This window comes from Winogradskyella epiphytica (assembly GCF_003217215.1).
GTDB lineage: Bacteria > Bacteroidota > Bacteroidia > Flavobacteriales > Flavobacteriaceae > Winogradskyella > Winogradskyella epiphytica.
In genome coordinates this window covers 57,164-82,927 of sequence record NZ_QJTD01000001.1, presented here as the reverse complement: position 1 = coordinate 82,927, position 25,764 = coordinate 57,164, and the positions used below count along the sequence as shown (strand labels likewise).

Here is a 25,764-nt window from a genome sequence, read left to right as displayed (position 1 = left end):
CTCCATTCAGCTTCAAATCAAAATTTATATGAGAAAAATTGCTTTTCTATTTTTAATTTTCAGTCTTGTTTCATGTAAGCAAGAGCCAAAAAATATTAAATTATCAGGTCCGGTTTTTGGTACCGCTTATAATATTCAATACCATTCTCAAGATAATGCAGATTATCAAATGCAATTTGATAGCCTTTTTAACGTGGTGAACGAATCCATGTCTACCTATATTCCTTCGTCAAAAATATCAAGGATTAATAAAGGTGAAGACATTATGGTAGATGAACATTTTAAACGTGTTTTTAATAAAGCAAAGTTAATTTACAGAACTACTGAAGGTGCTTTTGATCCTACCATTGGCGCAGTTGTAAACGCATGGGATTTTGGACCAGAAGGAAAAATCACCAATATCGATAGTACGGCAATCGATAGTCTTATGAAATGGGTTGGGCTCAATAGAATGGGGCTTAAAGATGGAAAAATCATAAAAAATAAGGGGTCGTTTTTAGATCTTAACGCTATAGCTAAAGGCTATGGTGTAGATGTAATTGCGGAGTTCCTGGAAGCTAAAAATATTAATGATTATTTGGTAGATATTGGAGGTGAGATACGAGTTAAAGGGATAAATGTTGAAAAGAATACGTCTTGGACCGTTGGAATTGATGACCCTAATTTTGATGGTGAGCAAACCTATTCTAAGGTAGTCCATCTAAATGATGAAAGTATGGCGACTTCAGGGACGTATCGAAAGTTTAAGGTTGACGAAAATGGCAATCGTTATGCGCATATTATCAATACAAAAACGGGATATCCGAGTAAAACCAATATTCTAAGTGTTTCTGTTATTGCTAAAGATTGTATGACGGCTGATGGTTATGCTACAGCATTTCAGGCTATGGGTATTGAGAAAATGTCAGCTTTTTTAGAATCGCATCCTGAATTGAAGGTCTATATCATCTTTGAAAATGAAAGTAAAGCATTAGAGACAATGAGCTTTAATGGATTTCCTGAATAAACGATTGTAGAATCGCTAAGCGTGCTGTACTAACTGAAGGCATTAATAATTAATAGCAACCAACCTATAACCAATAGCAGTCCACCGATTGGCGTAATAGGCCCTAAGAATTTGAGTTTCTTTCCTTTAGCATCAGATAAAACTAAGCCATAAATACTGAAAGAGAATAGTATAATGCCCATAGTAAAACACCAATAGGTTGCCGTACTTATTTGAGTGGAATTGAATCCTAAAATCAGTAATATAATGGCGTGATACATTTGATATTTAACACCAACTTCGAAACTGTTTAACTGATCCGCTGATAATATTTTCTTCAAAGCATGTGCGCCAAAAGCACCAAATATGACAGCTAACATTCCGAAAAGTGCAGCTGTGGCTAATATAATTTGTTGAGTCATTTTGTTTGATATATTATTTATAAACCACGGGGATAATTTCTCCCTTGGCTAAGCAGTATTTTTCAATTTCTTCATCGGAAAGAGTAGTGGTGTAATCGACTTCTTCCACTTTAAAACCCATACGTCTCAGCTTATCAAAATAATCACGTCCATACACGCGAACATGGTCATATTGCCCGAATATTTTAGCGCGTTCGGCTTTGTCTGTAATGCTATTATCTTCAAAAGTTTCGGCACGATTCATATCTTGTGGAATCTGAAAAATTCCATAGCCTCCAGGTTTCATCACTCGGTATAGCTCTTGCATCGCCTTAGTATCGTCAGGGATATGTTCTAAGACATGATTGCAAAGAATAATATCATAGCTATTGTCTTCAAAGGGAAGGTCGCAGATATCCGCTTTCACATCAGCAATAGGTGATAGTAAGTCGGTCGTAGTATAGTCTATGTTTTTTAAACTTCTAAATCGTTTTAAGAAACATTGTTCTGGAGCGAAATGAAGAACTTTCTTTTGAGCAGTAAAGAAATCTGTGGAATTAGAAAGATACAACCATAATAATCTATGACGCTCTAAGCTTAATGTTGAAGGCGATAGAACGTTATTCCTTTGATTGCCGTAGCCATAAGGTAAAAAGGTTTTAAAACTTTTACCATCAATAGGGTCTGTAAATGAATCACCTTTTAAAAAGAAGGCTAGAATAGGGCGTGCGATGTAGCTTAGCCTGATTAATAGCGGTCTTGGGATGGTGTTGAGAATAAATTTAAAGAGTTTTTTCATTGTTATTACTCAGAGATGCACAAAGGCACACAGAGAATCACGGAGCGCTTATTCTGATGTGTTTATAAACCTTTTAATTCCATTTTTCAAAAGTTTAGTATTAAAATTAAATAATAAACCTATAGGGTAATTTCCTAACTTCATATATGTCAATATTTGAGCAGTGTGGACATCTGTGAACTTTTCAACATTCTTTAATTCAATAACAATTTTATTTTCAACAAGTAAATCAATTCGATATCCATGATCTAATGTTAACTGCTTATAAGTTATTGGTAGAGTGATTTCTTTTTTAATCGAGTATCCTAATGAATCTAATTCATAAAACAAACATTTCTGATAAGCCGACTCTAACAAACCAGGACCTAATGCTTTGTGTACTTCGATAGCAGCTCCAATGATATTCTCTGTTATCTTATTATAATTCATATCTTAAAAGGATTCAAAAAAGACGCTGTGAATCTCCGCGAAAACTCTGTGATGCTCTGTGAAATAGCTAAATAACTAAAGGCACTTTACGAAAAGCATCCTCCTCATCCGAAACAATACCTAAAGCTTCATGCACATAAGCAAAGGTTGAAAGAATCTCAGGTTTACCCTCTACAATCGCAACATCATGTTCAAAATGTACACTTGGCTTTCCGTCTTGGGTTACAATCGTCCAGCCATCGCTTAATTGTTTCACTTTATGAGTTCCTAAATTGATCATAGGTTCAATGGCAACCACCATACCTTCGATAAACTTTTTACCACGTCCACGTTTTCCGTAGTTTGGCATTTCAGGATCTTCGTGCATTTTTCTTCCAATTCCATGACCGACTAATTCTCTAACTACACCATAACCTTCGGCTTCACAATATTGTTGAATAGCAAAACCAACATCACCAACACGATTGCCAACTTTCAGTTGTTCAATACCAATGTAAAGTGATTCTTTAGTAATACGAATTAATTTTTTAGTCTCTTCATCTACATTACCAATTTCAAAAGTATAAGCATGATCACCGTAAAATTCATTCATTAAAGCACCGCAATCAACAGATACAATATCACCATCTTTTAATGGGATATCGGTTGGTAATCCATGAACTACTGCTTCGTTTACACTACATAATAGGGTAGAAGGGCAGTCATAAAGTCCTTTAAAACCTGGTACAGCGCCATGGTCTCGTATAAATTCTTCAGCTAAAGCATCTAAATGGTTGGTGGTAACCCCTTCTTTAATCTCTTTAGCCAACATCCCTAAGGTTTTAGACACGATGAGCGCACTTTGACGCATTAACTCAATTTCTTCTGCTGTTTTTACTATAATCATGATTCAAAATTGTTGATTGGCAAAGATAGGTAATTATATATTTTAAAATTTCTTCAAAGCATGACAAATGACAGTTTTTAACTGAGATATCTATTATAACTTTGCCTTTCTAAACGAAATAACCATGTATAAAACCGTGAGCGCGGAAAACGCATTAAAAGTAGTAAAATCTAACGATCGAGTCTATATTCAGGCGGCTGCAGCAGCACCTCAAGCTTTAATAAAGGCTATGTCAGCACGGCATGAGGAATTAAGAAATGTTGAAGTATGCCATTTACATACCGAAGGAGAGGCACCTTATGCAAATCCAGAATTAAGAGATAGCTTTCATGTGAACTCCTTTTTTATTGGGAAAAATGTGAGACATACGTTAAAAGCGGGTAATGGGTCTTATACACCAGTGTTTTTAAGTGAACTCCCTCGTCTTTTTAAGCAAGGAATTGTGAATCTTGATGTCGTTCTAATTCAGGTGTCTGTACCAGATAGACATGGTTATTGTTCTTTAGGGGTTTCGGTAGAAGCGACTTTAGCTGCGATTGATAATGCAAAGACGGTAATCGCTCAAGTGAATCCTCAAATGCCAAGGACTCATGGAGCAGGGATAATTCATGTGTCTGAAATTGATTTTTTTGTAGAATCGGATGAAGAACTTCCTATTTATAAGATGGCTGAACCTAATGATATAGAGGCTAAAATTGGAGACTATGTAGCGAGTTTAATTGAAGACAGAAGTACGCTGCAAATGGGGATTGGCTCTATTCCGAATGCCGTATTAACGCGTTTAACTAATCATAAAGATTTAGGCTTACATACTGAAATGTTCTCCGATGGTGTAATCGATCTCATTCTGAATGATGTGATCAATGGTAATTACAAAAAGATCAATCGCGGACGTGCCCTCACTACATTTTTAATGGGATCAAAACGTTTATATGATTATGTAGATGACAATCCATTTGTAGAAATGAGAGCTTCAAATTATACTAATAACACGGCCTATATTAAGTTAAACCCTAAAATGGTTGCTATAAATTCTGCCATTGAAGTCGATCTAACAGGTCAGATTTGTGCAGATTCTATAGGTTCGAGTATGTATTCTGGTGTTGGCGGACAAATGGACTTTATTCGTGGAGCTTCATTGAGTGAGGGTGGAAAAGCTATTATTGCCTTACCATCAATAACTAGACACGGCATAAGCAGAATAGTCTCAACCTTAAAACCTGGAGCAGGTGTGGTTACGACAAGGGCACATGTACATTATGTGGTTACAGAATACGGTATTGCCAACCTTTATGGAAAAACAATTAAGAATCGCGTAAAAGCTTTAGTAGAAATTGCTCATCCCGATCACAGAGAGGATATTGAAAGAGCATTTTTTAAAACCTTTTAAATAGTAAAAAGGTTTAAAATTGCCACCATTTCTTTTTTGGTACAGGAATATTTGGTTCTTCGTTAGTGATGATTTGATACACTTCGCCCCAACCTAAAACGCCACCAATATTGCGGTCGTCTATAAATAGGTCGGCATTGATTTTACGGCTTCTGCTATTATCGAATTTCTCTTCAGGGAAACTAGCGTTAACGGCATAAAACTCAATGCCGTTTTCTTTACAGAAATCAACAGCTTCCTGAAGTCGTGTACCGCATCTATAGGTCCAAAGAATTAAACGATGACCATCTTCTTGAAGTCGTTTTAAGGTTTCAAAAGCAAAAATGCGTGTTTTTCCAATTTTAGGATAGGCATCTTCTACTATTGTACCATCAAAATCTACGGCTATAATTAATCTATTTTGAAAATTCATATTCTTCATCACTTGAGGTCAAAGTTATATTAATAAGAGGTTTAAACAAGGCTTTGTTGTGTCATAGCCTTTGGTTGAGGTATGCCAATTAATTTTAAAACTGTAGGGGCAATATCTCCTAAAATCCCATCTTTAATATGTTTTAAATCTTTGTCGATTAAAATTACAGGAACCGGGTTTGTTGTATGTGCTGTATTTGGAGACCCGTCAGGATTAATCATGGTTTCACAATTACCATGGTCTGCAATTAAAATCGTGGTATAGTTATTTTCTAATGCTGAATTCACTACATCTTTTACGCAATTATCAACAGCTTCACAGGCTTTAATAGCAGCTTCCATAACGCCTGTATGGCCAACCATATCGCCATTGGCAAAATTTAAACACACAAAATCAACCTCGCCTTTTTGAAGCTCAGGAATTAAGGCATCGCGTAATTCATAGGCACTCATCTCTGGTTTTAAATCGTAGGTCGCTACTTTTGGAGAGTTTCGTAAAATCCGTGTCTCGCCTTCAAAGGGTTCTTCGCGTCCACCTGAAAAGAAAAAGGTAACATGAGGATACTTCTCTGTTTCAGCAATTCTAATTTGTTTTTTATGGTGCTGCTCTAAAACCTCACCTAAGGTTTCAGAGAGATTATCTTTGTTGAACACAACATTCAAACCTTCAAAATTATCATCGTAATTAGTGATAGTCACATAATGAAGATTCAATTTGTGCATATTGTATTCGTGAAAATCGCGTTGAGTTAATGCTTCCGTCAATTGTCGACCGCGATCTGTTCTAAAGTTGAAAAAGATCACGACATCATCCTCTTTTATGGTTGCAACAGGTTGATTATTTTGATCAGTTACAATCAGAGGTTTTATAAATTCATCTGTAATATCGTCATCGTAACTTTTCTGTATGGCGCTTAAAACATCATGAGTTTTTTCGCCTATACCATTTACTAAGGCATTATAAGCTAATTTTACACGCTCCCAACGTTTGTCTCTGTCCATGGCGTAATAACGGCCAGTAACTGTGGCTAGTTTTGCAGAGGTCTTGTTAAGGTATTCTTCTAACTCAGTAATAAAACCATATCCCGATTTAGGGTCTACATCTCTACCGTCTGTAAAAGCATGAACATAAACATTTTCTAAGCCATAAGCATCAGTGGCATCCAGTAGACCAAAAAGATGTTTGATATGAGAATGAACGCCGCCATCACTCACTAAACCTAATAAATGAACATTTTTTTTATTCGTTTTAGCGTAGTCGAAAGCGGTTTTTAAAACAGGTTCTTCACGTAAGGTGTTATTTTCTACGGCAAGATTAATTTTTACTAAATCCTGATATACAATTCGTCCTGCACCTAAATTCATATGCCCAACCTCACTGTTTCCCATTTGGCCTTCTGGTAAACCAACATGTAAACCGTCCGTTCTTAAACTTGCATTAGGATATTTGGTGTATAGTGAATCTATAAATGGAGTTTGTGCATTGTCTATTGCCGATACTTTAGGGTCAGGAGATGTTCCCCAACCATCTAAAATCATCAAAATAACCTTTTTGTTCATCTGTGAAATTTTAAGAAATTCAAATATAACATATACAAATCTATATCAAATTTGAAGCTTCATATATTTTGAATGGTTCGTGTTATTTTAGGAAGTTTAATTCCGAATCTGTGCCTATTTCATAAGGCTGTTTATCGTACTCAAAAATTCGTGCATCTAAGGCACCTTTTAAGGTTAATTGATTGCCTTTTACTTCAATCCAACTCCCTTCTCTCAAGCCAATTACAGGTTGTGAATTATAGGCATGAAACTCTTTAATACGAGTTTCTCTGGTCTCTCCCATATGTGTGTTTCCTTCAATAGGATCTAAATAATGCGGATTGATATTAAAAGGAACTAAGCCTAAAGTTTTAAAACTTGGAGGATAAACGATGGGCATATCGTTGGTAGTGTTCATAGTTAAACCACAAATATTACTTCCAGCGCTTGTTCCAAGATAAGGTGTGCCTTTTTCTATAGCCTTTTTGATTGGTAGGAGAACCTTGTTTTTATACAATTGATTGACAAGCACAAATGTGTTTCCTCCACCAACAAAAATACCTTGGGCATTTTCAAGGGCTTTTTCAGGATTTTCAAATTCGTGAATCCCCTTCACTGTTTTACCAATAGATTTAAAAGCCTCAGATGCTTTTTCTGTATATTCATCATGAGAAATACCTCCTGGTCTAGCATAAGGGATAAATAAAATTTCATCAGCCGACTTGAAGTGTTGACTTAGTTCGTCTAATAAATATTCTAGATAACCACTGCCATGAATGGTTGAAGTGCTTGCAATTATTATGGATTTCAAAATGTATAGTTTTTAAATTTCGTTGTTGTAAAAAGTCCTAATGACGTGAAAATATTAAATTAAAACAAAATGACTAGTTTAAATGTGATTTAACAAAAGATTAGACTAGAATTTTTATGCCATTAGAAGAATATAACCGAACTTTAGTAAACTTAAAAAAATGATTATGAAAAAAATATTACTCATAGTGTGCTGCATTTTTACTTTAACAGCTTTTAGTCAAGATATCGAAAGAATTACAGTTAACGGTAGGATTGTTGTTTCTTCAGAAGATAAAGAAGGTGTTACAGTATATAATTCATCAGCAAACCAAGGAACTATTACGGACGAAAATGGAAATTTTGAAATTAAAGTGGGTCTCAATGATATTATAGAATTCTCTTCATTATTATTTCAAGATTTTAGCGTTACGATTACAGATAAGGTGATTGGCTCTAGGCAGTTAACCGTTATTCTTGTTGAAGAAGTCAATAAGTTAGATGAAGTTGTAATATTACCTTTTGGTCTTACAGGTGATTTAAGTGCGGACTTAGAAAAGGTTCGAACTTATAATGTGAGTTTAGATGCCCTTTATTTTGGTTTAGATAATATCGAAGATTTTGAGTTCTCAGCGGATTATAAAACGAAGGCAGAAAATTTAGCCTTCAATGAGTATAATCCGAAAATGGATAATATGTTGAATTTAGTGAATGTTGCTGGGTTCCTTTTGAAGCAGGTCGCTGATGTGGACAAGAACAAGAAAGAAACAAAAAAAGAGGCCGCATTAAACAAAACACCTTTTAAAAAGGCCTTAGATGAATATAGTATCAACTTTATACATTCAAATTTCAATATTCCTTTAGACCAAGTTCAAGTATTTATTGATTATGTGGAAGAAGAAGGTGTAGATGAGTCTTTATTTGAAGAAGACAAGGAAATGCAACTTCTTGAGCGTATTTCTCAATTAAGTAAATCGTTCTTAAAGGAAAATGGTGAGAAGCATTAAAAGGCTCTTAATTGTAATTAGTCTTTTATTTATAGGCACAATACATGCTCAAAGAAAAGATGTAAAGGGGCAACTTATATCTAATGATGAGGTTGAAGGACTTCATATTCAAAATAGAACCGCTGCTAAATATACCATTTCAAATGACGATGGAAGTTTTATAATTCCCGTGCAAGTTTCAGATACTTTAGTGGTTTCCGGAGTGAAATACCATAAACAAGAAGTCATTATTACATCTTCTATAGTCGAATTAGGTCAGTTAAATGTATTATTAATTGAAAATGTAAGCGAACTCAAGGAGGTTATTGTCGGTAAAATTCTAACAGGAAGTTTAGAATCAGATATGGAAAATTCTGATGCTGAACCAGAAATTAACTTTTACGATTTAGGTATTCCTGGGTATACCGGAAAGCAAATGACTCAAAATGAGCGAAAACTTTATGATGCTGATGCCGGTGCAATGATGGGAATTGTAGGTGGAATATATGGAGGAGGGCCAAGTGTTAATCTCAATAAATTATTAAATACAATTAGTGGTAGAACAAATAAACTTAAAGCTATTGTTGAAATTGATAATAGAGAACAATGTATTCAACGCTTAAGAGCAGATTATGAATCCTTCCTTTTTGAAAAGGATACTTTGGCAGAGCATTTACGAAATGAATATTTTTTATTTTGTTCGGAGGATGATTCGTTTTTGGCCTTATGCCATAAAAATAATGAAATTGAGTTGCTTGAATTTTTACAAAGTATGCTAAAAGTCTATCAAGAGAATAGGAAATCAGTTTCTAAAGATTAATTTTGGAACAGGTTTTGTACCACAACAATCAATTCGAAAATCGCTTATGAAATTATTATTTCTATTCTTTTTAACACATCTTCCTTTTCAAAGCTTCAATAGTTCAGAACATGAATATTATGTAAGTGTAACAACAGTGGAGTATTCTAAAGAGCAAAAATCACTTCAAATTATTAGTCAAATTTTTATAGATGATTTCGAAACCGTATTACGAAAGCGATATGATGAAAATATCACTTTAGGAACTAAAGATGAACTGGCCATTAAGGAGGCTGAAAATTACATGAAACGTTACTTAACAGACAAGCTAAAAGTAAAGGTAAATGGCGAATCTGTAAAGTTTAAATTTATAGGCAAAGAATATAAAGACGATATCACTTACTGTTACTTAGAAGTTGAAAACGTATCAAACGTCAAGTCTGTAGAGGTAACCAATCAAATTTTATTCGATGTATTTTCAGATCAACAAAACATTGTGCGCTTAAAACTCTTAGGGAAAAACAAGAGCTTTTTATTGGTTCCTGAAAAGGATTCTTGCTTGTTAAACTTTAAGTAAATTATAGGAAAAACCACATTAATTCCTATTTTAGGCATCAGATTTTTTAACACTAATTTATTCTATGAAAATTATTAAGTATTTTTTATATGCCTTGCTATTTACGTCATTTAGCATGTATGCTCAAGAGGAGGTAAAAGCCGAACGTCAGCAAGGACATACGAATCAAAACAAATTCAAGCAATTATACGAGGAGTTTGCAACACCAAATATGTTTAGAACAGGGTCTGGTGCTCCTGGTCCTGCCTATTATCAGCAGCAAGCCGATTACAAAATGGATATAGAAATCGATGATGTAAATGCAAGACTTTACGGTGATGAAACGATTACTTATACCAACAATTCACCAGATGAACTCAGTTATTTATGGGTGCAGTTAGATCAAAACATGCGTGCAAAGGATTCTAAGTCGCCATTAATTAATAGTACAAACATAAGACCTGCGGCTTTGTCTTCTGGTGTGGTGAATACATATTTAGACGACTCTTATGATGGAGGTTTTAAAATTGAGCACGTAACCGATGTCAACGGAAAAGACTTACCATATACTATTAATCGTACTATGATGCGTGTTGAACTACCAACACCAATGAAATCTGGCGATAAATTTTCATTCAAAATAAAATGGTGGTACAATATTAACGATCATGTAAAAGATGGTGGACGCTCAGGTTATGAATATTTTGAAGAAAATGACAACCGTATTTATGTAATGGCTCAATTCTACCCGAGAATGGCTGTTTATAATGATGTAGAAGGTTGGCAGAATTCACAATTTTGGGGACGTGATGAGTTTGCTCTGCCATTTGGAAACTTTGATGTGAATATTACAGTTCCTGCCGATCATATTTTAGATGGTACAGGTTACTTAGTCAACAGAGAAGAAGTATTTACGAAAGAAATGATGAAACGCTTTGAGAAAGCGAAGAAGTCATATGATAAACCTGTAATGATTGTTACTCAAGCTGAAGCTGAAAAGGCAGAAAAGTCTAAGAGTAAAAAGAAAAAAACTTGGAAATTATCAGCGCAAATGGTTCGTGATTTCGGCTTTGCAACCTCTCGTAAATTCCTATGGGATATGATGGCTGTAAAACTAGATACTAAGGATGTAATGGCTGTTTCGTTATACTCTAAAGAAGGAAATCCACTTTGGGAACAATGGTCTACTAAAACTGTGGCAAGTACTTTAAAAACCTTCTCACGTATGACTTTTGATTACCCTTACCATAAGGCTATTTCTGTACATGCACCAATGGGAATGGAGTATCCAATGATCTGTTATAATTTCGGCCGTCCAGATAAAGATGGTAACTATTCAGATAGAACGAAATACGGAATGATCAGTGTAATTATTCACGAAGTTGGACACAATTGGTTTCCAATGATTGTGAATAGTGATGAACGTCAGTGGACATGGATGGATGAAGGTTTAAATACCTTTACTCAATACGTAGCGGAACAAGATTTTGCAGAATGGTTTCCTGATGCCTTATCACCTCATGACAAAACTTATCCGTCACGAAGAGGTCCTGCAAAGAATATCGTGCGCTATATGGGCGGTGATCAAGATTTTATTGCTCCAATTATGACCAAAGGTTTGAACACATACCAGTTTGGGAATAATGCCTACGGTAAACCAGCAACGGCGTTGAATATTCTTAGAGAAACTGTAATGGGACGTGAATTGTTTGACTATTCATTTAAAGTATATGCGAATCGTTGGAAGTTTAAACATCCTACCCCTGAAGATTTTTTCCGTACTATGGAAGATGCTTCAGCCTTTGATTTGGATTGGTTCTGGAGAGGATGGTTCTACACCACCGATTATACAGATATTGGTATTAAAGAAGTGAAAAAATATGCGGTAACTGCTAATCCGAACAAAAATGGAAAATTATTAGCTGAACGATACAATAGAGATCCTAATAGCTTAGTGTATTTTATTGAAGAAGGAGAGGAAGGTTATGAAGAGGCTATGAAAAAGGCAGCTTCTATTGAAGACTTACCAACGGTCAAAGAATACATCATGGATAACTTTACGCCGGAACAACAAAAAACAATGAAAAAGGCACCAAAGTTCTTTTATGAAATAACTTATGAAAAGCCAGGAGGATTGGTAATGCCTATAATTGTTGAATATACTTATGCCGATGGCACTACAAAAAGAGAGAAGTATCCAGCTCAAATTTGGAGATTGAATGATAAAGAGGTGAGTAGAGCTGTAGCTACAGATAAAGAAATTGTGTCTATTATGGTCGATCCAGATTTGGAAACAGCAGATGTAGACACGTCTAATAATTCTTGGCCAAGAGAAGCGAAAGTCAGTGATTTCGAGAAGTTCAAGAATAAAGTGCGAAACTAAAGAGAAGTGCATTATAATTTAAGCCGACTTTTTTTAAAGTCGGCTTTTTAATTTCTACATAAGTAGTGGTATAATTCACAAACTCACTCTATATTTGCAAAGTGATACAACAACTTACATTATTATTCATTGGCGGTACCGAAATAGTATTTATTCTATTTGTAGTGGTGCTGATCTTTGGTGCAGATAAACTTCCTGAAATTGCGCGTGGCCTAGGTAAGGGTATGCGACAATTAAAAGATGCCACCAACGATATTAAGCAAGAAGTCACTAAAAGTGCTAAGGAAAGTAACGTCATAGACTCAGATGTTGTTAAAGATGTCCAACAGGAAATCAATAAAGTTAAAGATGATCTTGAAGACTTTACAGGATCTTTAAAAAGGAATAAATAAATTCCTAATTCTCAAAAAAAGCACATCTGTTTTTGAGATAAACATATAATTACGAGTCATTTATTGTTGATAATTTAATATATTTAGGAAATACTAACCAACTAAATACTATTAAATGAAAAGAGTTTACACCTTGGTTGTGCTTGTTTTAGCACTAACCATAGTATCTTGTTCTAAGGATACTATTATGGAAATCGATCAGGAAGCACAACAACTTCCCACAGAACCTTTAACGATCGATCAAATCAATCAGCGTATAAGTAACAGCATTGAAAAAACGGGAGATTTCGACTGGAATAAGGTAGATGCTCACTTTTTGTGGAGTGCTTTAACTCATGGTCAATACGTTTTAACGGTAGGCTATGGTAACGACGGACAAAGTTTTAGCGAAGAAGTAGATAAAGAGCTTGAACGTAAAAGAAATACTTTAATTAATACGATAATTGCTGAGGAGCAAATTGATAAGACAGATTTGAAAATTAAACAAGATGAGATCCTCACTGTTTTTGATGCTGAGGTTACTAAACTTGAAACGATCATCGCTTTAAGAAAAAGTGACTATGTAAGATACTTAGAACCTAATGGCTATAACCAGTATGTAAGTATGCAAGAGAAGTCAAGTTCTGGATGTTCTACAAGTGCGGAATATATTAATCTATCGCACTATACAACAGTAGCTCCAAATAATGCAAAAGTCTCATGGCATTTTGATGAACATAATATTCGCGATGCTTGGAATATTTCTACAGGTTCAGGTGTAACTATTGGTTTAATTGATACAGGAGTTTCAAAATATCAAGCACTGTTGAATTCATCTGGAATTAATGATGGTTATTCTACAGGTCGTTTTGTTCAAAAATATGGAACCTTTATAGATTCTAATTGGTGGTGGTCGAGTAACTATGATGGTCCTCATGACAAATGCGGACATGGTACTGCTATGGGCTCTGTAATGGCTTCGCCTAGAAATAATGATGGCATGCCAGTAGGTGTTGCTTATAATGCAAATTTAGTCGCTTATAGAGCAACAGAAGATGTGTTGCTTAATGATTACCATGAGCGTAAAGGTGTATCTAAAGCATTAACACAATTAGGAAATAGAAGTGATGTGAAGATTATTTCAATGTCCATTGGTTATGTGTGGTCTATAGGTAATATTAAGGATGCTGTTAAATATGCTTATAGTAAAGGAAAATTAATTTTCGCAGCTGGTGGAACCTCTACAAGTTTTACAAATGGTTTTGGGGTGATATTCCCAGCGACAATGAGTGAAACTGTGGCTGTAACTGGTGTCAACGATGGAAGTAATTATGAGCGTTGCGATACTTGCCATAGTGGAAGTAAAATAGATTTTACAATTATTATGCAAGGCGATAATGATACAAGTAAAGCGCCACCAGTATTGAATTTTTATAACGGTCAAACGCGATATACAGGAGGTTCTTCTGCAGCTACGGCAACAACTGCTGGTATTGCTGCCTTAGTTTGGTCTAAGTACCCACATTGGAGTAGAGCTCAAGTTCTAAGTCGATTAAAACAATCATCGGATTTATATCCTTATAAGAGCAGTGAATTTGGCTATGGCAATATTGATGCTTTACAAGCCGTGCAATGAGCTATATACTGATTTAACAAAAAAAGCCTTTCTAATTTAGAGAGGCTTTTTTTTATATAACAGAGGGCCAGATGTTTATAAAACACAAGATTCAAAAATGGCTTTTAATTCTTTTTCAGGATTGTCAGTTAATCCAGCATGTGTTTTTGAACTTTGAATTATGGTACTTCTTGAAGCTGCTAACCATCTGAAGCGGTCTGATAATTCAAACTGACCAATAACACCCGCTGATGCATCGCCTTTACAAATTAATTCCCATGATTTTAAATAATTATTAATGGCTTCTAAGTCTAAATCACATGAATAGGCATCAAATTTTTTTTGATTGATTTTATATTTAACTCCAAGGAATTTTTTTCGTTTTGAGAATAATATCACACCGATATTAAAAAATTCCTCGCGTTCAACTTTAGGAACGAGTCGTATAATGGCATATTCAAAAGTAACTTTATCTTGCATCTTCAGCTTCTTTAACTAATGAGTCAATTTTTGAGAGTCTTGAATTTAGGTATTCAATATAGGCTTCTCTCATTTCATTTGGAGTGAGCGGCTCAGATTCGCTTAATAACCAATCTTCAGGAATTTTATAAATAATATCTTCAATAGTGTCTTTATCCAAGGCTTTTATAATCGCCTTAGAAGCTTCATCCAATAGTGTAGCACGTTCCAAAAGAACATGGTCTTTTATAAGAGGAAAAGTTTTGTCAAGGTGATTTTTCCAGGTGTTCCAATTATGGTGAAAATAGAAACTTGCACCATTGTCTATCACCCATAATTCGTTATTCCAATTTAGGAGATTAGTGTTTTTAGCGGTGCGGTCAATATTGCTAACAATGCTGTCAAATAGAACTATTTTGGAAGAAGTCAGAGCATCTGCAACAGATACTAAGGGGTCAAAAGTGATAGACCCACTTAAATAATGAAGGCCTAAATTTAAACCAATACTAAATTTTAGTAAGTCTTGAATCTCTTCATCAGGTTCAGTTTTACTGAAAGAATCATCTAAATTCATGAATACCAATTCAGGGACTTTTAGACCAATAGCTCTTGCTAGTTCTCCTCCGATGAATTCCGCGATTAAAGCTTTTTTCCCTTGACCAGCGCCTCTAAACTTTAAAACGTAAAGAAAATCATCGTCCGCTTTAACTATGGCAGGAAGAGAACCACCTTCTCTCAGTGGTGTGACGTATTTTACAACATCTACTGTTCGTATATCTATTTTACCCATTGGTTTTGAAATCATTTTTTTCTGCTAATGGTTAATCCATCTCTAATAGGTAAGAGCACAGTTTCAATACGTTTATCATTTTTCAAAAGCGTATTATATTCCAATACGGCTTTAGTAGATTTATCTTTATCATTTAAAGGTTCTACCACTTTTCCATGCCAAAGAACATTATCTGAAAGAATAATTCCACCTTTTTTCAACTTATCAATAATTAGATGGAAGTAATTAGAATAGTTCGGCTTATCAGCATCAATAAAAACAAGGTCAAACGTTTGATCTAATTTTGGAATGATGTCTAAAGCGCTTCCTGTATGTTGAATAATTTGTTCTCCATAATCAGACTTATCAAAATATTTTCGTTGAAAATCAACCAATTCTTCATTGATATCGATGGTGTGTAGTTCTCCATTAGGTGCTAAGCCTTCCGCTAAACATAAGGTTGAATAGCCCGTAAACGTGCCTAATTCTAAAATGGATTTAGGACGAATTAACTTTGAAATCATACTCAAAACACGCCCTTGATACGGACCACTGAGCATGATGGGTTGTAATATTTTTTGATAAGTTTCTCGAGTAAGCTGTTGCAGCAATTCAGGCTCTTGTTCCGAATGTGCTACTACATAATTGTCAAGGTCTTCAGGTAAAAAATACATAGAGGTAAATTATTAATACTGATCGTCTAAATCAGGCTGCAAAAATAATAGTAAATACTGAAGCTTTGATGTTTATGACGTTATTCTAGAAATTAATTTTTGCTTAGCCGCTTCATCATCTCCGCATAACCATTGAATAACATTATCCTCCCAAATAGCATCGCGTTCTGTTTCAGAAATAATGTCTCTTTCTATAGCTAAATCTAAAATTTTACCAGGATAAGAGGATTGCTTTTCGCTTTCCATTTCACCAAGAGGATACGGATCATCTAAGCCCATTAACACTTGTTTAGAACCTTGGTTTTTAATCAGTAATTCTAAGCCTCCTGTATCATGAACTAAGGTGTCAAAAAATATGTTCTTATGACCAACAGCTTTTCGTGGGTGACTTTTACCTTCAAATAAATCTGGACGACCATCAAATCCTTGAATTCTTCGACCTAAATTAATTTGAGCTAATTGTCCTCCATGAGCAAAGCAAGTTCGCATATTAGGGTATTTATCTTGATAACCATTTAGGGTTAAAAAGTGATACGCATCAGCACATTGGGCTAACATCCATATCAAATGAAAACGCCATGAGGTATTTTCTAATTTTATAAACTTCTCGCCATCGTAAGGGTGAATTTCAATGGCTAAATTATATTTATTTGCCAACTCGAAAATCGGTTCGTTTTCTTCATCAAAAATACAACGCCATGTTCCTATGGTATCCATATAATGGGTAGGTAAACACAAAAGCTGCATGCCTAATTCTTCAACACAGCGTTCAATTTCCCAACAAGCACCTCTAACAAAACCAGGATGCACAACAAATCCACAAGTGAATTTTGATGGATTTTCACGTTGAACTTTTGCATTAAAATCATTCTGAAAACGTAACGCTTGTTTCATTTCTTCAACTCGCAAACCGTTCCCATATAACTGAGATAAGTTTAAAACTACAGCATGATCAATTTTAAAGCGCTCCATCCATGCTAATTTCTCATCCAAGAAAAAGCTAGAATCCGTAATTGGTCTATTCCAATCTTTTTGAAGCATGTATTTTCGGTCTTTATCAACCCAAAAAATCCCTTTGTCTTTCATGAATTGTGGAATTTCTTCAGGATAGGGAAGGAGGTGAGAGTGACCGTTTATTCTTAGTTTTCGTTTTTCTGCCATAATATTTCCTACGGAACAGGAATTTTTTAATAAGAGATTAGTCTCTTAGATTGTATTTAAGTCTTGTGTTTTATGCCTTTTGAAAGTTAGTCTTCTATCTGAACTTTTTTAGGTGGTTCCATGATTTCACCGCAATTCGGACATTTACGTTTGTCCTTATCACCATAATATTTGTCGAAAATTTTCGGCATATCAGTTTCAATATTTTCAACGGTAAAATCCTCTTCATACAGCTTGGTTGTGCAATTTTCACAGAACCAAAGTAAGGCATCTTTTACACCTTCATCTCTTGGATATTCAATGACTAAGCCAACGGTATTAGCTTCACGCTGTGGTGAATGAGGTACTTTTGGAGGTAATAGAAAAATATCCCCTTCATTGATGTGAATATCTTTAGGTTCACCATTTTCAATCACCTTAAGAATCATGTTTCCTTCAATCTGATAGAAAAATTCAGGCGTTTCATTATAGTGATAATCCTTTCTACTGTTTGGTCCACCAACGACCATCACAATAAAATCGCCATCTTGCCAAACCACTTTATTACCAACAGGTGGCTTTAATAAATGACGGTTTTCTTCAATCCATTCTTTAAAGTTAATAGGAGGATATATTTTGCTCATGATACATAGAAAGCCCTTCCTAACCTTCCTTATCTAATTGTGGCGGTCACAACGCGTGGGAAGGAATTCTTAATCGGGCGAATAAGAATAATTGTTATACAATACCTTATGTTGGAAAATTCAACTTATTGTAGTCTAATTACCAACATGAGTTTATTAAACGTCCACTAATATACAAAGACCTCACAGGTTTTTAAAACCTGTGAGGTCTAAATTTTAAAGATACAGTTGAAATTTTAGTGATTGTAATAATCCTTAATTAATGTGATCGGTTTAGTTGAAGCGTTTTAGAGGGATTTAGTTCGTCCACCATCCACAGGTAAATTAATACCATTGATATAGGCAGCACGTTCACTGGCTAAAAACGTAATGGCATCTGCTAACTCTTCAGGTTTAGCGAAACGTCTAGCTGGCACTGCACTTTTCATTGCATTGGCAGATTCTTCTTCAGTTTTTCCTGTTTTGCTCGCTTTGTTTTTTATAATTTCAGACAGACGTTCGGTACCTGTGGCTCCTGGTAAAACGTTGTTAACTGTAATTCCAAATTCGCCTAATTCATTAGCTAAAGTTTTACTCCAGTTGGCAACAGCGCCACGAATGGTATTACTAACGCCAAGACCGTCTAATGGTTGTTTTACAGAGGTTGAAATCACATTAACGATTCTACCATAGCCTTCACTTTTCATAAAAGGAACAACAGTTTGCGCTAGGACGTGATTACATTTTAAGTGTTGCGTAAAAGCCGAATCAAACTCAGCAACTTCCGCTGAAAAGATAGGTCCGCCTTTTGGGCCTCCGGTATTGTTCACTAGGATATGAAATCCATGAATCTTAGAAATATAGGCTGAGACTTTTTCTTTCAATTCCATTGGGTTTGAAAAATCGGCAACAATGTAGTCGTGTTGTTTTTGTTGAGGTAATTCTGAAAGAACCATTTTAAGTTTGTCCTCATTTCTTGCTACAAGTGTCACTTGAACACCTTCTGCTGCTAAGGCCATTGCTGTGGCTTTTCCGATTCCTGCTGTACTACCGCAAACTAATGCGTATTTGTTGTTTAGGTTTAGATTCATAATATTTCCTGCGAAGGCAGGGATCTTTTAAAAATTAATCTCGTTTTATTTTATGAGATTCCCACGATAGTGGGAATTAATATTTTATACAAACATTCTTAGCTTCGGTAAAAAAGCGTAAAGCTTCAAATCCGCCTTCTCTGCCAACACCGGATGCTTTTACACCACCAAAAGGTGTTCGTAAATCACGCATCATCCAAGTGTTTACCCAAACGATTCCTGCTTGTAATTCATTACTCATTTTCATGGTGCGTTTTAAATTGTTCGTCCAAAGTGTAGCGGATAATCCGTACTTCACTTTGTTGGCCATTTGAAGAACTTCGTCTTCAGAATTAAAAGGCATAATAGTCACCACAGGTCCAAAAATTTCTTCTTGATTCACACGACAGTCGTCATTAGGAACTTCAATGACCGTTGGTTCTAAATAATAGCCGTTTTCAAAACCTTCAATAGTCACTTCGTTTCCGCCGCATAAAATAGAACCGTGTTCGTCTTTGGCGATGGCGATATATTCTTTTACTTTTTCTAAATGTGGTTTTGAAACCAAAGCACCAATATTGGTATCGTCTTTTGAAGGATGACCAACTTTTAATTGCTTTACTTTTTCAACAAAATCTTTTTTGAACTTCTCATAAATGGAAGCTTCTACAAAAATGCGACTTCCACATAAACAGATTTGACCTTGATTTGCAAAGGAAGATCGGACTGTAGTGCTTAACATATCCTCATAATCACAATCGGCGAAAATGATATTTGGGTTTTTTCCGCCTAATTCCAAGGATAGTTTTTTAAACATGGGAGCGGCTACTTTAGCGATATGTGCACCAGTTGCTGTTCCTCCTGTAAATGAAATGGCTTTTATGTCTTGATGTTCAATAATAGCTTGACCTGTTGTGGTTCCTAATCCATGAACAATATTTAAAACGCCTTTAGGAAGTCCAGCTTCATTGCAGATTTCCCCTAATAAATAGGCGGTCATAGGCGTGACTTCACTCGGTTTGGCAACGACACAGTTTCCAGCAGCAATAGCTGGCGCGATTTTCCACGTAAATAAATAAAGCGGAAGATTCCACGGGGAAATACAACCTACAACACCGATGGGTTGACGTAAGGTGTAGTTGATAGCTTGTAGGCCAATACTTTCATGGCTTTCACTAGCAAATTGAGTAATGGCATTGCCAAAAAAACGAAAGTTGCTCGCTGCTCTTGGTATATCGACAGCCTTTGCTAAACTAATTGGTTTTCCGTTGTCTTTACTTTCGGCCTCAGCAAAACGTTGTAAGTTTTCTTCGAGTAATTCAGAAATCTTAATAAGGATTCTACTGCGCTCTTCCAATGTTGTCTGTGACCAACTCGGAAAAGCTGATTTCGCTGCGATATAAGCGTTTTCAACATCTTCCTTTGTTGAGTTTGGAATTTGTCCATAGACCTCGCCATTTGATGGATTGTAGTTGTCTATCCAATCATCGTTAGTTGGGTTATGGAAATTTCCGTTGATGTAGTTTTGTATGTTCATTTTATTCACAGATAATCGAACTTAAAGAAAAGAATTCGAATTAATTTTTATTAAGTCTTAGTCTTGTTTTTTATACGCCATAACTTTGATTTCAACCACTAAATCAGGATGAGGTAACTGATGTACTGCAACAGTAGTTCTTGTTGGTCCTGTTTCTTTATCAAAGAATTCTGCATAGGCTTTGTTATAACCTGCAAAATCGTTCATATTTACTAAAAACGAAGTTACATCTACCACATCTTTTAAGGTTGCACCAACTTTAGCTAAGTTCTTTTCAATATTCTTGATGACTTCTCGGGTTTGTACTTCGGCATTCAGGTGTTTGGTTCCCATTTCGTCTATAATATCAACTCCTGCAATGGAATTATCTGCCCTTCGAGAACTTGTGCCTGATACGAAAATGAAATCGCCCACTTGTTTTACGTGTGGGTAAGCACCTCTTGGTGTTACATTAGTTCCTGTTGTTTTATCTTCTTTACTCATAATTTATACTATCAATTATACTATCAAAGTTTTAATTATTTTGCTAACCGTTAACTCAATCCGGCAATTCTATCATCTTCTAAAATGGCTTCGGTTTCGTTCTTTACTTTTTCCAAAATCGTATTTAAATCATCATCAACCGAAATAATGCCATCGGCTAACATATTCAAAATAGCTTTGTCTTGAGCTCTTCCTCTTAACATAGCTTCTCTATAGCTGATTGTTTCGTTAAAAGTAACTAAGCTATATTTTGATGAGTAATCGTTCGGAAATTCTTTTTCTAAGGCCATTTCTATCTTTCGCTTTTCTTGAAAAATAGGATTAGCCACATGGTCTTTCATTTCATGGAAATTGTCTATAGCTAAATCGGCAATAGCATCGGTGTCTTTCTTTCTGCCTTTTTCATAAGCTTTAAAAGTCGCTTCCCAACTTTCTAAATTTTGATCGAGAATATTATCGAATTCTACAACATCTTCAAATGCTGCATTCATGCCTTGACCATAAAATGGAACTATAGCATGTGCAGAATCTCCCATTAATAATGTATTGCCCTTATAATGCCAAGGAGAACATTTTACCGTTCCTAAAGAAGAGGTTGGATTGGTAAAGAAATCATCGACTAAATTCGGCATTAAGGCTAAAGCATCTGGAAATTCCTTTTCGAAGAATTCTGTAACGATTTCTGGTGTGGTTAAATTATTAAAATTGTATTCACCTTCATCATAACTTAAAAATAAAGTTACTGTAAAACTACCATCTAGATTAGGGAGGGCAATTAACATAAAGCTTCGTCGAGGCCAAATATGAAGAGCGTTCTTATAGGTTTTATATCCACCATCTTCTGTTGGTAAAAAGGATAATTCCTTATACCCATGATTTAAGTAATCTTGTGAAAAACTGAATAAGAATTTTTTACCTAAATAATAACTGTTTCTTAAGGCCGAACCTGCGCCATCTGTTGCAATAATACAATCGGCATCTTCTACAAACTCGTCTTTGGTATTGAAATCTCGGAATAATGCCGTTGTGTTTTCAAAGTCTACGGACTTACATTCTTTGTTGAAATGAATAGTTACATTTTCATGTTTTTCGGCTTCAGTGAGAAGTAGTCCGTTTAGCTCACCTCTTGAAACTGAATTGATATATTCATGATCACGTCCGCTGTAGTTTGATAAAAAAGTGTTGCCTTCTTTGTCATGGAGCATACGACCATTCATAGGAATACATAACTCTTTAACTTTGTCTTCAATATTTGTCAGTTTCATGGCTTTAAAACCACGATCTGAAAGCGCTAAGTTTATAGATCTACCAGCTGAGATATCGGTTTTTCTTAGATCAGGTCGCATTTCATATACATTGACGTTATAACCTCTTTGTCCTAATCTGAGTGCTAATAGACTTCCGCAGAGTCCTGCGCCTATGATAAGTATGTTCTGTTTTTTATTATTCATATGTTCTGTTCTTTTTCATGTTCAACTTGATACAATCTGTGGAGTAGATGAATAATTTTCACATATTAAGTATCAGCAATTAAACGAACTAAAAAATCAAATGTAGACTGTCGTTTCTACAACCTTCTTTCTCGGAATCTTGAGTTAGAAGCTGACTTTCATAACTTCAGTCTTATATTTCTTTATTTTAAACTTTGGTCGTCAATTTTACGAATTGACTATAAGTAATAAATCTTAATGTGTCTTGGTTGTAAAATCTTATACATGATTGATGCTTTCGAATTTTACCTTTGGTATTATTAAGATTTGTTCTCTAAGACTTTCTTTAATTTGTCGACCAATAGATATACATCTTCGAATGAATTATATAATGGAACTGGTGCAATTCTAATCACATCTGGTTCTCGCCAATCGCTTATAACTCCAGCTTCAGTTAATTCGTCATACAATGATTTATCTGCGTTTATAACTTGTAACGACAATTGGCAACCTCGTTGCTTTGGATCTTCAGGAGTAATCACTCTTATGGTGTCTGCTCCTAAATCCTTCAATAAGAACTCTAAATAACCTGTGAGTTTTTTTGATTTTTGTATTAGTTTTTGGATTCCGACTTCATTAAACATATCCAAGGATGCTCTAATCGCTGCCATAGATAAAATAGGAGGATTGCTTAATTGCCATCCTTCGGCTCCTGGTATGACATCAAATTCGTCACGCATTTTAAAACGTGTTTGCTTATTATGGCTCCACCATCCTGTGAATCTGTTGAGGTTTTTGTCATGAGCATGTCGTTCGTGGATAAAACAACCACCAAGACTTCCTGGGCCAGAATTCATGTATTTATAGGTACACCAAACGGCGAAATCAGCTCCGGAATTATGCAAATCTAAGTCTACATTTCCTGCGCCATGAGCACAATCAAAGCCAACTTTACAGCCATGTTTATGGCCTAATTCTGTAATTCTTTTGAAATCGAAAAACTGACCTGTGTAATAATTCACGCCACCAATCATGATTAAAGCGATTTCATCACCATGATTTTGCATGATGGATTCTAAATCTTCATAACGTAACAATTCTTCACCTTCGCGAGGTTTCCAAAGAATAAGTCCTTCTTTGTCATCATAGCCATGATGTCTCAATTGAGATTCTACAGCAAATTTATCTGACGGGAAGGCATCACTTTCGATAAGAATTTTATAACGCTTCTTAGTCGGCTTATAAAATGAAACCATCATCAAATGAAGATTCGTGGTTAAGGTGTTCATAGTAACCACCTCGATTGGTTTTGCGCCTACAACCTTAGCGGTAGCTTCTGTTAGAAACTCGTGATATGGTAACCAAGGGTGTTTAGCATCAGTATGGCCTTCGACGCCAAGGTTAGCCCAATCTTCTAATTCTTGATTTATATATGTTTTTGTAGACTTTGGTTGTAGTCCAAGAGAGTTTCCGCAGAGGTAAATAAGGTCATTTCCTTGCTTGTCTTTAGGAATGTGAAACTGTTGTCTATAATGTGATAATTCGTCTAATTTGTCTTGTTCTTTTGCGTAGTCAAGACCATGTTTGTAGTTGGACAATTTGCGTTGGTTTTCGGTTCTTAACAAAAATAAGATTTTTAAGTTAAATATCCTTTAAACGAATATCGTAATGAAATTTTGGTAAAGTTGTAAAATATACTTGTCTTTATTGTACCTTAAGGAATATTTACAAATAAAACACTCTTAATGTTAAAAACAATATGGACGTCTTATATAGGTCGTTATAGTGATTACATCGGGTTTTCGATGGATCGAGAAAAAGGAAGCCTAGTCTATTTTAGAGATAAATTATTCATATCTATTTTAATTTTAAGTTTTGTTCTTAGTGTCATTTCATACGTTCCAAGTGTAGTAATTGCAATTGTATTGGATAAATGGACTGTCTTTTACCTTGATAGCATCGCTGTTGTAATTCTTCTAATAACTATTTTTAATAAACGACTTGCGTTAAAAACACGAAAGCTTCTATTTTCTATAAATTGGTTTTTGTTATCCTCTTTTTTACTTGTGGAATTAGGCTTTAATAGTACCGCAACTGTTCTGTTGTTTACAATGATTGTTCTGATTACTTTAATTGCAGGATGGAGATCAGGAATGGCAGCTATAATGGTGGTTGCGTTATTTTATATATTGCTCATCTGTGCATTTAAATTTGAATGGTTTCACATAGAGTCGTTCGAAGGACTACAATTCGAAGTCTTACTTATTGTTCTAGCCAATAATATTGTGTTTAATATATTAACCGTGTTTTCTCTTTCATTTTTAATTGCTCAATTAGATGAAGCTTTTGTTAAGGAGAGCGAACTGCAGGCTGAACTTCTTGAAAAACATGAGAGTGTGCTTATAGAGAAAGAAAGAGCGGAGCAGTCAGATCAATTAAAGTCAGCCTTTTTAACAAATATAAGTCATGAAATTAGAACACCTATGTATGGTATTTTGGGAAGTGTTGAACTTCTCAAGGACTATCAACCTGTAAATGATGAAGAATTTACAGAGTATGTGGATATCATTGAAAGTAATGGATCTAAATTACTAGATGTTATTACGGATATTTTAGATATTTCAAAAATTCAAACGGGATTAGTGTCACTTAATATAGGTACGTTTAATATCAATGAAATCATTGAGACTGTCCACCAAAAATTTTTACTTGAGGCGGAACAAAAAGGAATTCAGTTTGATCTTTTCAATAATATAGCTGAGGGTGAACAAATCATAATCTCTGATAATGATAAAGTAACATCCGTATTAAAGAGTTTATTAATGAATGCGATAAAATTCTCATCAAAAGGCGATAAAGTTACCTTAAGCTGTGATCGTGGTAGTTCTGAATTGCAATTCATTATTTCCGATACAGGTGTTGGAATTCCAAATGATAAAATAGATGTTGTATTTAACCCATTTTACCAAGTCGATTTACAACAGACTAAGGCATTACATGGGTCTGGAATTGGTTTGTCTGTAGCTAAAGCTTATGTAGAATTGCTAGGTGGGAAATTAACCTTAGAAAGTAAAGAAGGAGAAGGTGCTACTTTTATGTTTAGTATATCCGATAATGTTAATCGTTAATGTTTAAATAAAGAAAGCACTTCTACCAAAGACAGAAGTGCTTTATATATATAGACGCCAAAAGGCGGAAAGTATAAGATATACGTTTTAAAGTGAGACTTTAGACGTGAAC

26 protein-coding genes are annotated in these 25,764 nt (G+C 35.0%); 9 read left to right on the top strand and 17 right to left on the bottom strand.

What is annotated here, in order from left to right:
* The first annotated feature begins 28 nt into the window (after positions 1-28).
* A complete protein-coding gene (locus DFQ11_RS00400) occupies positions 29-1,006 on the top strand; it encodes an FAD:protein FMN transferase (RefSeq protein ID WP_110474783.1) in 978 nt (325 codons plus the stop codon).
* A 29-nt stretch (positions 1,007-1,035) separates the two neighbouring features.
* Here the strand turns inward: DFQ11_RS00400 and DFQ11_RS00395 are convergent, their stop codons facing one another.
* From DFQ11_RS00395 to map, 4 genes are all read right to left on the bottom strand, one after another.
* Positions 1,036-1,407 carry a DUF423 domain-containing protein gene (locus tag DFQ11_RS00395; protein WP_110473668.1) on the bottom strand — a complete coding sequence of 124 codons (372 nt, stop codon included), beginning with the start codon at positions 1,405-1,407 and terminating at the stop codon, positions 1,036-1,038.
* Between the two features lie 13 nt (positions 1,408-1,420).
* The gene (locus DFQ11_RS00390; RefSeq protein ID WP_110473667.1) at positions 1,421-2,185 is read right to left on the bottom strand and encodes a class I SAM-dependent methyltransferase; all 765 of its coding nucleotides are present in this window, start codon (positions 2,183-2,185) and stop codon (positions 1,421-1,423) included.
* Positions 2,186-2,233: 48 nt separating this feature from the next.
* Entirely contained in the window at positions 2,234-2,614 is a 381-nt protein-coding gene (locus DFQ11_RS00385; protein ID WP_110473666.1) for a GxxExxY protein, read from the bottom strand.
* A 67-nt stretch (positions 2,615-2,681) separates the two neighbouring features.
* The gene (map, locus tag DFQ11_RS00380; protein WP_110473665.1) at positions 2,682-3,500 is read right to left on the bottom strand and encodes a type I methionyl aminopeptidase; all 819 of its coding nucleotides are present in this window, start codon (positions 3,498-3,500) and stop codon (positions 2,682-2,684) included.
* 124 nt (positions 3,501-3,624) lie between these two features.
* Between map and DFQ11_RS00375 the strand changes: the two genes are divergently transcribed.
* A complete protein-coding gene (locus DFQ11_RS00375) occupies positions 3,625-4,890 on the top strand; it encodes an acetyl-CoA hydrolase/transferase family protein (protein WP_110473664.1) in 1,266 nt (421 codons plus the stop codon).
* A 13-nt stretch (positions 4,891-4,903) separates the two neighbouring features.
* Here the strand turns inward: DFQ11_RS00375 and DFQ11_RS00370 are convergent, their stop codons facing one another.
* The 3 genes from DFQ11_RS00370 to pepE all read right to left on the bottom strand — a co-directional run bounded on the left by DFQ11_RS00370 (position 4,904) and on the right by pepE (position 7,651).
* Positions 4,904-5,302 carry a BT0820 family HAD-type phosphatase gene (locus DFQ11_RS00370; protein ID WP_110473663.1) on the bottom strand — a complete coding sequence of 133 codons (399 nt, stop codon included), beginning with the start codon at positions 5,300-5,302 and terminating at the stop codon, positions 4,904-4,906.
* Positions 5,303-5,343: 41 nt separating this feature from the next.
* On the bottom strand, positions 5,344-6,861 hold the full coding sequence (gene gpmI, locus DFQ11_RS00365) for a 2,3-bisphosphoglycerate-independent phosphoglycerate mutase (protein WP_110473662.1): 1,518 nt from the start codon (positions 6,859-6,861) through the stop codon (positions 5,344-5,346).
* 82 nt (positions 6,862-6,943) lie between these two features.
* Complete coding sequence (gene pepE / locus DFQ11_RS00360) at positions 6,944-7,651, bottom strand: dipeptidase PepE (protein ID WP_110473661.1); 708 nt, start codon at positions 7,649-7,651, stop codon at positions 6,944-6,946.
* A 166-nt stretch (positions 7,652-7,817) separates the two neighbouring features.
* Here pepE and DFQ11_RS00355 point away from each other — a divergent pair, with 166 nt between their 5' ends.
* The 6 genes from DFQ11_RS00355 to DFQ11_RS00330 all read left to right on the top strand — a co-directional run bounded on the left by DFQ11_RS00355 (position 7,818) and on the right by DFQ11_RS00330 (position 14,360).
* The gene (locus DFQ11_RS00355; protein WP_158524968.1) at positions 7,818-8,636 is read left to right on the top strand and encodes a carboxypeptidase-like regulatory domain-containing protein; all 819 of its coding nucleotides are present in this window, start codon (positions 7,818-7,820) and stop codon (positions 8,634-8,636) included.
* Positions 8,620-9,435, top strand: a complete 816-nt coding sequence (locus DFQ11_RS00350; RefSeq protein ID WP_110473659.1) for a peptidase associated/transthyretin-like domain-containing protein — start codon at positions 8,620-8,622, stop codon at positions 9,433-9,435. Before DFQ11_RS00355 ends, DFQ11_RS00350 begins: the two co-directional genes overlap by 17 nt.
* 46 nt (positions 9,436-9,481) lie before the next feature.
* Positions 9,482-9,991 carry a DUF6702 family protein gene (locus DFQ11_RS00345; RefSeq protein WP_110473658.1) on the top strand — a complete coding sequence of 170 codons (510 nt, stop codon included), beginning with the start codon at positions 9,482-9,484 and terminating at the stop codon, positions 9,989-9,991.
* A gap of 64 nt (positions 9,992-10,055) precedes the next feature.
* Positions 10,056-12,353, top strand: coding sequence for a M1 family metallopeptidase (locus tag DFQ11_RS00340; protein WP_110473657.1), 2,298 nt, complete (start codon positions 10,056-10,058; stop codon positions 12,351-12,353).
* A gap of 101 nt (positions 12,354-12,454) precedes the next feature.
* Positions 12,455-12,745, top strand: a complete 291-nt coding sequence (locus DFQ11_RS00335) for a Sec-independent protein translocase subunit TatA/TatB (protein WP_110473656.1) — start codon at positions 12,455-12,457, stop codon at positions 12,743-12,745.
* Between the two features lie 115 nt (positions 12,746-12,860).
* Positions 12,861-14,360 carry a S8 family peptidase gene (locus tag DFQ11_RS00330; protein WP_110473655.1) on the top strand — a complete coding sequence of 500 codons (1,500 nt, stop codon included), beginning with the start codon at positions 12,861-12,863 and terminating at the stop codon, positions 14,358-14,360.
* A gap of 75 nt (positions 14,361-14,435) precedes the next feature.
* Here the strand turns inward: DFQ11_RS00330 and DFQ11_RS00325 are convergent, their stop codons facing one another.
* From DFQ11_RS00325 to kynU, 10 genes are all read right to left on the bottom strand, one after another.
* Entirely contained in the window at positions 14,436-14,819 is a 384-nt protein-coding gene (locus DFQ11_RS00325) for a DUF3037 domain-containing protein (protein ID WP_110473654.1), read from the bottom strand.
* Positions 14,809-15,588: a HipA family kinase gene (locus DFQ11_RS00320; RefSeq protein WP_110474782.1), complete on the bottom strand. Its 780-nt coding sequence runs from the start codon at positions 15,586-15,588 to the stop codon at positions 14,809-14,811. Before DFQ11_RS00320 ends, DFQ11_RS00325 begins: the two co-directional genes overlap by 11 nt.
* 11 nt (positions 15,589-15,599) lie before the next feature.
* On the bottom strand, positions 15,600-16,241 hold the full coding sequence (locus DFQ11_RS00315) for an O-methyltransferase (protein WP_110473653.1): 642 nt from the start codon (positions 16,239-16,241) through the stop codon (positions 15,600-15,602).
* A 72-nt stretch (positions 16,242-16,313) separates the two neighbouring features.
* On the bottom strand, positions 16,314-17,402 hold the full coding sequence (locus DFQ11_RS00310; RefSeq protein WP_110473652.1) for an amidohydrolase family protein: 1,089 nt from the start codon (positions 17,400-17,402) through the stop codon (positions 16,314-16,316).
* Between the two features lie 86 nt (positions 17,403-17,488).
* The gene (locus DFQ11_RS00305; RefSeq protein WP_110473651.1) at positions 17,489-18,025 is read right to left on the bottom strand and encodes a 3-hydroxyanthranilate 3,4-dioxygenase; all 537 of its coding nucleotides are present in this window, start codon (positions 18,023-18,025) and stop codon (positions 17,489-17,491) included.
* A gap of 287 nt (positions 18,026-18,312) precedes the next feature.
* Positions 18,313-19,095 (bottom strand): SDR family oxidoreductase, encoded by a 783-nt coding sequence (locus DFQ11_RS00300; protein ID WP_110473650.1) that lies wholly within the window; start codon positions 19,093-19,095, stop codon positions 18,313-18,315.
* Between the two features lie 76 nt (positions 19,096-19,171).
* A complete protein-coding gene (locus DFQ11_RS00295) occupies positions 19,172-20,611 on the bottom strand; it encodes an aldehyde dehydrogenase (protein ID WP_110473649.1) in 1,440 nt (479 codons plus the stop codon).
* Between the two features lie 57 nt (positions 20,612-20,668).
* Positions 20,669-21,094: a RidA family protein gene (locus DFQ11_RS00290; protein WP_110473648.1), complete on the bottom strand. Its 426-nt coding sequence runs from the start codon at positions 21,092-21,094 to the stop codon at positions 20,669-20,671.
* 50 nt (positions 21,095-21,144) lie between these two features.
* Positions 21,145-22,545: an FAD-dependent oxidoreductase gene (locus DFQ11_RS00285; protein WP_110473647.1), complete on the bottom strand. Its 1,401-nt coding sequence runs from the start codon at positions 22,543-22,545 to the stop codon at positions 21,145-21,147.
* A 299-nt stretch (positions 22,546-22,844) separates the two neighbouring features.
* On the bottom strand, positions 22,845-24,122 hold the full coding sequence (kynU, locus tag DFQ11_RS00280; RefSeq protein ID WP_110474781.1) for a kynureninase: 1,278 nt from the start codon (positions 24,120-24,122) through the stop codon (positions 22,845-22,847).
* A 147-nt stretch (positions 24,123-24,269) separates the two neighbouring features.
* On the opposite strand from kynU, the gene DFQ11_RS00275 reads away from it, so the two are divergent.
* Entirely contained in the window at positions 24,270-25,652 is a 1,383-nt protein-coding gene (locus DFQ11_RS00275; protein WP_110473646.1) for a sensor histidine kinase, read from the top strand.
* Positions 25,653-25,764 lie beyond the last annotated feature (112 nt).